The sequence below is a fragment of the Pseudomonas sp. L-22-4S-12 genome (assembly GCF_009799935.1).
Classification (GTDB): domain Bacteria; phylum Pseudomonadota; class Gammaproteobacteria; order Pseudomonadales; family Pseudomonadaceae; genus Aquipseudomonas.
The window spans coordinates 95016-101746 of record NZ_WELL01000005.1 but is presented as its reverse complement, the minus strand read 5'-3'; the positions used below and the strand labels follow the sequence as shown (position 1 = coordinate 101746).

General features: G+C 50.5%; 10 protein-coding genes. All 10 read right to left on the bottom strand.

Annotated elements, in window-relative coordinates; translation table 11 throughout:
• Window positions 1-307: 307 nt before the first annotated feature.
• Window positions 308-589 (bottom strand): hypothetical protein, encoded by a 282-nt coding sequence (locus F3I16_RS13545; RefSeq protein ID WP_160494116.1) that lies wholly within the window; start codon window positions 587-589, stop codon window positions 308-310.
• 79 nt (window positions 590-668) lie between these two features.
• A complete protein-coding gene (locus tag F3I16_RS13540) occupies window positions 669-917 on the bottom strand; it encodes a hypothetical protein (protein ID WP_160494115.1) in 249 nt (82 codons plus the stop codon).
• A 77-nt stretch (window positions 918-994) separates the two neighbouring features.
• Window positions 995-1354 (bottom strand): hypothetical protein, encoded by a 360-nt coding sequence (locus F3I16_RS13535; protein ID WP_160494114.1) that lies wholly within the window; start codon window positions 1352-1354, stop codon window positions 995-997.
• Window positions 1355-1469: 115 nt separating this feature from the next.
• Complete coding sequence (locus tag F3I16_RS13530) at window positions 1470-1745, bottom strand: hypothetical protein (RefSeq protein ID WP_160494113.1); 276 nt, start codon at window positions 1743-1745, stop codon at window positions 1470-1472.
• A 456-nt stretch (window positions 1746-2201) separates the two neighbouring features.
• Window positions 2202-2654: a replication initiation protein gene (locus F3I16_RS13525; RefSeq protein ID WP_160494112.1), complete on the bottom strand. Its 453-nt coding sequence runs from the start codon at window positions 2652-2654 to the stop codon at window positions 2202-2204.
• Window positions 2638-2925 (bottom strand): replication initiation protein, encoded by a 288-nt coding sequence (locus tag F3I16_RS21385; protein ID WP_160494111.1) that lies wholly within the window; start codon window positions 2923-2925, stop codon window positions 2638-2640. Before F3I16_RS21385 ends, F3I16_RS13525 begins: the two co-directional genes overlap by 17 nt.
• 423 nt (window positions 2926-3348) lie before the next feature.
• Window positions 3349-3771 (bottom strand): hypothetical protein, encoded by a 423-nt coding sequence (locus F3I16_RS13515; RefSeq protein WP_160494110.1) that lies wholly within the window; start codon window positions 3769-3771, stop codon window positions 3349-3351.
• Window positions 3772-3816: 45 nt separating this feature from the next.
• The gene (locus tag F3I16_RS13510) at window positions 3817-4068 is read right to left on the bottom strand and encodes a hypothetical protein (protein ID WP_218573252.1); all 252 of its coding nucleotides are present in this window, start codon (window positions 4066-4068) and stop codon (window positions 3817-3819) included.
• Between the two features lie 547 nt (window positions 4069-4615).
• A complete protein-coding gene (locus F3I16_RS13505) occupies window positions 4616-5254 on the bottom strand; it encodes an AAA family ATPase (RefSeq protein ID WP_160494108.1) in 639 nt (212 codons plus the stop codon).
• A gap of 399 nt (window positions 5255-5653) precedes the next feature.
• Window positions 5654-6634, bottom strand: coding sequence for an integrase domain-containing protein (locus F3I16_RS13500; RefSeq protein ID WP_160494107.1), 981 nt, complete (start codon window positions 6632-6634; stop codon window positions 5654-5656).
• Between the last annotated feature and the right edge of the window lie 97 nt (window positions 6635-6731).

Sequence of the window (6731 nt, the reverse complement as noted above, 5' to 3'; positions counted from 1 at the left end):
CCTGGCAACAGACCCGGCGGAGGTGTGCGGGCCTGGAAAGCACCTTTCATGCTGCCCCCATACAGAAAGGACTCTGCAGCTGCGTGCTTGCCAAGAGTGCGAAGGTGCTTTAACCCAGCGTCAGGGGAATGTTCTTTTCGGACTGGGTGATGCAGTGGGCATGCCTGGCAACAGCCTCGGCTGAGGTGCGTGAACCCGGAACGAACGGGCTCGCTGGACTCTATAACTGAGGGGTTTCCTGACTATTGGCTGTTTTGCAATCAGCGGCCTATCAGTAAGGTTGTCGCCAGTTTCGACTAGCGCATGGCTAGCGGTAGGTTCGGTACAGGGCGGAGTTGCACTGGTTGCAGATATGGATCCGGCGGCGGTCGTAGCGGTTATCTACACCGGGTTGGCGGATGCTACGGGATCCGCAATGACAACAAGAAAGCCCCTGGCGACGGCCGCTGAGGTTGTTCTTTATATAGTCGGAGACTTCAGGGAGTCTCAGCCAGTTGCGATGAGTTTGTAGCTCTCTGGCTTTTTTGTTTTTATGGTCAAGAATCATAAAGCCAATAAGAATCGCGATGATGGTGGCTATCAAAAGCATACAGAGTGCTCCTTTGGTGATTTTTAGATCTCTTGGCTTGGTGTAGGTAATGCTTTGCAATTTGTGTGGCTAGCAGATTTTATTCTCGCCACTGTTGCTGGATGCGTTTACTTGCAGCTACCTGTGCAGGCAATAACGGTCGATAGCCATTGGCGATTGCAATGACAGCTGTACTCTGTCCTGCAAACTCTAGATATTGTTGTGGGTTTTCTAAGAAGCGCGACAGTGGGATGTTGAGCAGTGTTGATATATGAGCGCTGCTGTAGACCTCTGACCATGCATCTATATGAGATTTTTGGGCGGCAGTGAGTGGATATTGATTTTTCATTGGCGGGCTCCGTATTGGTTACGGAGTCCAGTTTCCTTTGTTTTTAAAAAGCGCAAGCATCTAAGGTGCTGTGCGCTTTATGCGCCAAGAACTGGCCAGAGCACTAGTGCTGCCATCAGGCATCCGCCGGCCCAGAGTGCCAAGGGCGTTCTCAGTAGTGTCATGGTTTGATAAAGCGGAGCGGATATGAGCTTGTTCTTGTAGCTCTTGTAGATAAATCGAACCCATAGCAGTGGGGCAGACTGAAAGACCATAAGCAACCCGAGGCGCCAAATCGTCATTTCCAGAAAAGTATCTTTGTTAAGTTCTGATTCCGTTGCTAGGTAGGTGAGTCTGAGTGCCGCTGCAGAGATGGCTACTAAGACGAAAGCTGTGCAATGGACAAGGCGTTTCCAGATCTCTGCGCAAACGTCATCGAGGTTCATCATGGTGCTCATTGAGGATCTCCGTTCATTGGGATCATCAGGTGAGCACGATTGCTCGTTAATGCAAGGCGTGGACGTGTACTTGAAGGCCAGTCAGAACAGCCAACATCTCACTGGCCTGCAAGCTCTACATTCCCTGAAACAACGCGCCCAATTCCTCAACGCTCTCTAAGAAAATCAACAAGTCAGAGTCTTCAGGCCCACCGACTGGGATGAGCTCTGCGTCTACTATTTGGATCCAATAGAGTGCAGACGAAAAGTCCCTATCAGGGTAGAGGTTGTACTCTTTCGCTTCATACTCGGCCTCCTTGCGCGAAATGAGCCATACGTCACTACAGATGTCAGCAGATCCAATGCGATCAGCCTCAGCACATAGGGTTTTTGCTAGATTTTTGATGTTCATGCCATTTTCCCTTTGGGATTGAAATTAGAGATGGTTTGCATTGTAAGTCCATGGTTCAGATGCTGCCTGAAGGTGGCTTCTGACCATTTTCAATAAAGTTGTTGAATGTTCGGTTTTCGCTTGCTCCTCCATTTGTTAAGTTATTAGCAGATAGCATGGAATATGGGGTATGCAACCCTGTTTGTATTAATTGAATTGACGGTGGCCTGATGTTTTCTGGGTAACACAAACCGCCACCGCATCCGAGCCATGCAGGCCTAGTCGTGGCGCGGTCAGTCTTGAGGCATCAATGCTGGGTTTTCCAAAGGTATCGAGGTTTTAAGATTTATTATTGTTTCTTTTTTAAACTTGTTTTTTGGGTGGTATGAAGCTCTAGAAAAATGGGGCCTGTGGCGGTTGTGAAGCTAAGAATTTCGGGCTTGCGAGCTATGGATTTCTGCCAAGCAGCTAAAAAACTCAGACAATAAAGCTAAAAAATCGGCTGTTATTCACAGGGGAGTTATCGAGATCTGAGTCACGCAGGATTTTTTTGAAGGTGAAAATTAGGCGGCTAATGGTGCGGCCTTTTTTCTCAGTTCTAAGCTTAATTTCGAGGCCGATTTTGTCGCGTAGTTCCTGGATGGCTGGTTCAATTATTTTGCTCTTAATGTTGCTATAACGATCATGGGCCTGTCCAAGCTCAAACATTTTACGAAATTCATCAACGCTTACTATGAGTAATCCAGTTTTTTTAAATTGTTGAATTAGCTCGTACAGTCTAATTGGGCGTGAGGATGTCAAGGCTGTAGCTTGCTTGAGCTCATATTTTGTAAATACTCCATTCATCCTAACCAAGTGTCGATCCATGTGAATTGTGAAGCACAGTTTTACCCGCCCCTCCCCATCTAGGTAGTCAGCTCGATCTACCAAGCGAAATTGTGGGGGGGTGGACGTTGTCGAAAATTTTTATATTTTGCTCGCAAAGCGAAGACGCTGCTTCCCTCAACGCGTCATAGGCATATTTCAGGGGAATACCGCACTGCTCAGAGAACTCATGCGCAGTGATATAAATCGGGCGTGGCAAAGATTTATGTGGGTCAACCTGTGCGATTGCAATAAGCAATAGCCTTTTCTGATTCAACTTTAGGTTGTACGCGGCTCGTACCATGGCATTGGATAGCGTGACTTTCTTTGTAGACATACCAGTAACCAATATCGGCTTTGTATTGGCCTATATTTTGTTTCAGTAGTATGGCGTTGAGGGGGCTATTCACCCCCCTCAAAGGGGCGTAACTGAGGCTGGTAGTTTCCCGAGCTGAACGTGTCAAGCCAAAATGTGGGGGCGGGATAGACCGTGTAGGTCCTCTACTGCATACACGTTGAGACACTCGAAAGTACTTCGAAAGGCCTGTGCAGCGTGCTTCTGCGCAAATGCCGTAACCGTCATAGCTCACGCTACAGGTGTTTCGGCAAGTGCAAGGGGGGGGCTGAGGGCGGTTGGCAGTTGAGCACGGCACTTCACTGGAGTGCGATACCGCAGCGGCAGATGTGCATCAGGAGCGCGCGTGGGGCGAAAATTAGCAATATAAAAAGGCGGCACTAAGGCCGCCTTTTCTTCGAACCACTACAAGTCTTTGAAAACTTTTGTGAGCTTGCGCTGGGCAGCCTGGATCAATTTGGATGTTTCGTTCAACCACTTGATTGCCTGCAGGTCCTCCCCGACCAGCTTGATGACCTCCTCAGGAGAACAGAAAAGATTTTCTGGCTTGAGCAGGTCGTTCGCAGTTTCGAACGTGCGCAGGGACTTCGCTCCGTTTGGCCCCGGTTTGTTGGTCATTGCGAGCAGTTTGATTGCCGGTGTTTTAACCTCCGATGTCTCGTGCGTGAGCTTGGCTTGAAGAACCGCCCGGTTCTTTGCCTTGTTGTTGACGTGGCGCACCATTGTCTTCATTTTTTTGGTCAGGCTCAGCTCCTGATCAATGAAGGGAAAGTAGAGCTCGTCGACGAGACCCTGTAGACACGCTGGGGGGAAGTTATCCTGTTTCATGGTCGTTGTTCCTGAGATGAGTGAAGCTGCTAAGTAGCCTCTTCATCATTCCGAGAATTCAGACGGTTGAGCGGCGAGTTCGGTACCATTTGATGCTCTGAGCACTGGTGATGCATCCTTGGAGTACGCTAATCGGAGGTGCGGCTTTTGTTTCTCAGGCCGATCCGTCGTGTGAATCGCTGGGCTCAGGTGCGTAAACGGATTGCCGATGAATTGGCTGAAAGCAACGTCTGCCAAGCCGCTGACCTTTGCTTGGTAGAAAATATCCGCCCAAACGTCGAGCTCCTCGTCGCTCATACCCTCAGTTGAATTCATCGTGGCGACCGTCTCGTATAACGGAGGAGAAAGCCCGATCGCAGAACCTCACCGGCGGCGAACTCAGCGATGATCAGGGCCGCCAGCCTCCAACCAGCGACCTGGGCTTCTGAACTGAGTAAAAAGATGGTTCCGGGTACTGCAACGGCAGTGAACCCTGCGAGGTAAGCCAACGCCTCCCTCATTTTGTCGCTCGACCGTGCGCGCATTCTGGCTCCCAGATAAATGTCCCGAAAATGTGATCTGTGATCTGTGAAGTCACACCTCCCGTTTTGTATTCCCGGCCAGTACGCCTGACTCGATGAGTGCGAGCCGGATCAGCGCGCTGACGGATCTGCTGGGGTCGTTGCTGCGTTTGTTCTGCAGCGCCGACTCTTCCAATTGATGGATCATCCAAGTGGGCAAGCTGATCGTGATTGGGCGCATCGCTGATTCAGCTGGTCCGTCTGTGCCTCGATAGGTCCTATCGGCCAGCGAACGAGTGATGGGGTTCACCTCGTGCGTGGAAACGGAGGGCTTACGTGGTGGATTAACCATGCAGCACCTCGCTCACCAATAGAGAGATCTCATTTGCTGCATGCGAGTTGGCCGTCTCTACAACGCCAGTACCTGCCGAGATGCACTCGCGATACACCAGTCGTTGATAGCCGATCGATCTGGCAAGTTCGAATCCCTCGAACGCACCTACATAGTCTCGGAAATCAGCTCGCTCTCGCTTACGAAGAGCAGGGTTGGTGGTCGCTAAAGCTTGGTAGATCAGCACCCGTAATTTGGGGTTGATCTGACGCACGTGTCGAACCTGCTCCTCCAGTTCCTGGAGGGTTTCCAAATCCAACTGGCTGCAGGCATGAGGCGCAATGAGGACATCTGCAACGATCGCTGCACTCAGTAATTCCTGGCTGTTCCTACCTGGGACGTCCACGATTACAACCTGATGCTGCTGGTCGAGGACTCGCAGAGGATCCACCAGATTTCCACGTCGCATCATTGTGCCGATGGAGGGTGCATCTGCTCGGTCGCGTACACCACTCCAATACATGGCTGACCCCTGCGGATCCGCATCAACCAAGCAGGTTTTCAAGGGCTTTTGCGAGAGCGCGACGGCCAAATTAGTTGCGAGGGTGGTTTTTCCGGAGCCCCCCTTATTACTGCCAACGACAAGGATCATGCGCATTCCTCTATGAAATGTGATTTGCGATGTGTGAAATCACAGCCTGACATCTCATCGGAAAATGCAACTGCCGCAGGCTTTGGCACTAAGCCTTATTTCGCTTAGGTTTCTGAGTCCAAGGGCCGCTGAGGTGAGGGAGCCAGTCGTTGGTTTTATTAAGCCGCTGGACGAGGAACCGAGTGGTTAACCAGTACCGATAGCGTGTCTCCGGAGATACCGTTTTCAGCTGTTCCTGCAGAAACCAGCGGACGTGTTTGACTTGCCAACGTTGGGGGTGCGGCAGTTTCCAGCGTTGTTCGATAGCAGATTGAATTAGGTCAGCCTGCATGAGGTGGCGTTCCCGTGATTTGGGGGAGCCTGTGAGCACCCCACCCAAGAAGATCCTGACGTTAATGCTCATCTACGCTCACTCCCCACATACGCGTTAGTGACCTCCAAACGCTCATGCCCCAGCTCACGACTAATGATCTGCCGCGCTGCACGTACAGTCTCTTGATCTTGGCTGTCAGTCTTTTCTGGGCGGGGGAAAACTGGGGCAGGGATTCCAACCAGTTCCTTGTACCGATCGCATGCAAACGCAGCACGCAGTTCGTGAAAGCCTTTGACGGAGTGGAGTTTCATGAGTGGGCGGCTAGGGTTTACCTCTCGCCGTATAAACTTGATATAGGTTTCATCTGGGGCCAAAAGATTTCGGCTGCCGGCGGGTGAAACCTGTCGGGCATAGTCCAGTGCGTAAATTATCTCGTCGGTAACGGATATCCATCGCGGGGCAAACGCTCCTGAGCGGCCGCCCTTGCAACCATCTTGAATATTGATGCGGCCAGTGACTGACTCCCGAGTTAGTCGAGGTAAATCTGCCAAGATACATTCTCTCAAGCGCATTCCAGTTGAGCGGGCGAGTACTACTATCGCTGCCGAGCGAGTGAAGCCGGTTGATATAAGTTTTTTATGTAACTCCTGTACTTGGAGGGAATCCATTCCGTCGGGGATTGACCTACGGATGTAGCAGCGTTTTTCCCCCAGAACGTCCGATATGTTGTCGATACGAACTTTTTGGTCTTCACGCATAATTTGCAAAACGACATTTATACTAGAGATACGGTTCGTGGCCGTCGCAACTGAAATTTCTTCTTCATCCAGCAGCGTTTTGAGATACAGCGCATATTCTGAAAATAGAGAATTCGTTAATTCTCTGATATCTCGAACCTGGTGTTCTTCATGCAGCCAGTCATAAAACAGCCTGCTTCTTTCAATATGCGTTTTGACCGTCTGATAATGCCCCTCTCCAAAGTGAGCCCTCAGCGCGACCTTGGTTGCATATTCAGCGTTATTCCCAAGTCCGAAATTTTTCGATCTAGAGTTGCGGTGCCTAGCCATTGTCATCACCAAGGGAAATCGCCTCGAAGTAGCGAGGTGATTTCAACGAATAAGGAAAGTTAGGGCAGCCAGGCTCCGCCAAGAGATGGTTAGTGTT